General features: G+C 57.3%; 2 protein-coding genes and 1 pseudogene. 1 reads left to right on the top strand and 2 read right to left on the bottom strand.

What is annotated here, in order from left to right:
* A partial coding sequence (locus F6X39_RS36440; protein WP_222945423.1) for a hypothetical protein occupies positions 1-244 on the top strand: 244 nt, incomplete at its 5' end.
* A gap of 173 nt (positions 245-417) precedes the next feature.
* Here the strand turns inward: F6X39_RS36440 and F6X39_RS36010 are convergent.
* Positions 418-738, bottom strand: coding sequence for a hypothetical protein (locus tag F6X39_RS36010; protein WP_187620137.1), 321 nt, complete (start codon positions 736-738; stop codon positions 418-420).
* A gap of 270 nt (positions 739-1,008) precedes the next feature.
* A pseudogene (locus F6X39_RS36005) lies at positions 1,009-1,563 on the bottom strand (carbon-nitrogen hydrolase family protein); the annotation flags it as partial.
* Between the last annotated feature and the right edge of the window lie 128 nt (positions 1,564-1,691).

The following is a 1,691-nucleotide window of genomic DNA, read 5'->3' as shown; positions in this document are numbered from 1 at the left end:
CGCCGTCAATTACCCGCTGACAATCCGAACGGAGCGACAACCATGTCCAACTGACAGCGACAAACATCTCGACCGACCGGCCAAGATGTTTGTCGGTAAACCGGACTTCCTGCTTGACGCTATCCAGTCGGGGGCGCGTCGAACGCGGGCATTGACACACGCCGGACCCAGGAGGAAGAGCCGGGTCGAGATGGTCGATCTGTTGGGACAACCGCGCAGTCTACACGAGTGGGACGAAGGCTGAACGAGCGACCACGAAAGACCCTGGATTACGAAACACCGGCTGAACGATTCGATCGAACTATTGCATCGACCGGTTGAATCCGCCCATCGCCATCGGTGCACGATTGCGTGGCGTCATACGGTTTTCGAAAGAGATGCTCAATGCAATGATCGTCTCATCGCAACAGGTTGACGCTAGCGGCCAAACTTCTTTAGCCAGCTCACCGGAAGCCCGTGCTTTCTGGGAATCTCCGCGTTTCGTTTCGAGGTTTGCCGCGGTCCGGTTCGACCGCGTCTGACATTCATACCTTTCAGGCGGCTGGTTGCGGCTTCAACCAACGTCGTTCGCACCTGCACGCGGGTCGCTTCGTCAAAGATAGAACTCGCGATCTCGTCGATCGCTAGTGCAATGAGCGCATCGCGCTTTTCCGGCTGTAGTTGCAGCCAGGGGCCCCACGGATCGATTGGAATCGGTCTTCCGCCAAGAACTAGCGAACCACCTGCGTCCTCGGCCACACCCCCGAGTTCCGGCTGCCTGACCATCATTACCCAATGAGTATGCTTCCGCGCTCACGGGGGCGTCAGGATCAGGTCCCAATATTGGCAACAAGGAATACATAGCGTCCTCCATCGCCCGAGAACCGGGCATCATTCGCTTGTTTCAGGAAGGCACGGTGAAGTGCCGCAATGAAATGCATACTGAGACCGAATGTCCTCGGTGATGTCGTGACCGACGTTAGGCATCCGTGCGAGGCCGTTTCGGAGAAACAGCCCGATGAGGCGCAATCAACGGTTCTGCTCAAAGACGACGGGTGGGGTAACCGACTCATTTACATGGAGGCGGAATATATCCGGACGTGCGTAGTGCCCTACGACATCGAAGTCGTATTTTCCCCTCGCGAGGTCAGCGAGATCCAGTTCGTGAACAAGCAGGGCATCTTCATCGAACACGGGCCCGGCAAGCACCTCTCCTAGTGGTCCCACTATGCAACTGCCGCCACGCATGAGAACGGTATCCGGATTGTTGCCCTGGACGGCAGCATAGTTGTCCGGCGCATCGCGGCGCCGTAAATGCTGACACGCAGAGAGCACAAAACAGCGGCCTTCCATCGCAATGTGCTGCATTGAAGCAACCCAGGTGGGCCGACTGTCCGCTGTCGGCGCGCAATAAATCTGTATTCGCTTCGCGTACATGGCCATGCGCAAAAGCGGCATGTAGTTTTCCCAACAGATCACCGCACCCAGCCGACCGAAAGGCGTATCGAATACGGGAAGCGTCGACCCGTCGCCAAACCCCCAGATCAACCGCTCGGCCGCTGTGGGCATCAGCTTTCGATGTTTTCTGGATAGCGTCAAGCAGGAAGTCCGGTTTACCGACAAACATCTTGGCCGGTCGGTCGAGATGTTTGTCGCTGTCAGTTGGACATGGTTGTCGCTCCGTTCGGATTGTCAGCGGGTAATTGACGGCG

Origin of the sequence: Paraburkholderia sp. UCT2 (assembly GCF_014397665.1) — a bacterium.
Taxonomy (GTDB): domain Bacteria; phylum Pseudomonadota; class Gammaproteobacteria; order Burkholderiales; family Burkholderiaceae; genus Paraburkholderia; species Paraburkholderia tuberum.
The sequence above is the reverse complement of the archived record's forward strand: the minus strand, read 5'-3'. Positions and strand labels throughout refer to the sequence as shown.